Consider the following 486-nt stretch of genomic DNA (forward strand, 5'->3'; position numbering starts at 1 on the left):
TATTGCATTGTATCCCATACCTCCTCATGAAAGCCTGCTCTGTAATGAAATACAATAAATTTGTTAAGGGTGTCTATTTCTAATCCTAAAACTTCGGACAACTCCTTGTTGTATATGTATTTATCGTATTTTGGAGCATAATTCCAAATCCAATAAGAACATCCACCAGAACCACAATTATTAAGAACTGTAATGTCTTTAAAACCATCAAAATTCCAATCAATCAATTGAAATTTCTTATTTTCAATGTCTTTATTTGCATTGATTTTTTGATATAAAATACCATCAGAGTAAATATTAATTGTTTTCAAATAATATCCTGAACTGTCTGTATTAAATTTAAAACTTAACGTTTTGGAGTTACTAATTTTAGCAAGAGAAATAGAATCTTCTTTGGCGGTAATTACAACATTATTTTTTATGGAGTCTAAAACGAGTTGATTTGAATTCTTTGATTTATTATTTTTTGTATTGCAGGAGTAGTAA

Annotated in this window: 1 protein-coding gene; it reads right to left on the reverse strand. The window is 27.8% G+C overall.

The genetic code is table 11. From position 1 onward, the window contains the following. The coding region (locus IU405_RS00210) for an XAC2610-related protein (RefSeq protein ID WP_197436660.1) at positions 1-486 on the reverse strand (486 nt) is incomplete at both ends.

Source organism: Polaribacter sp. BAL334 (assembly GCF_015767435.1).
GTDB lineage: Bacteria > Bacteroidota > Bacteroidia > Flavobacteriales > Flavobacteriaceae > Polaribacter.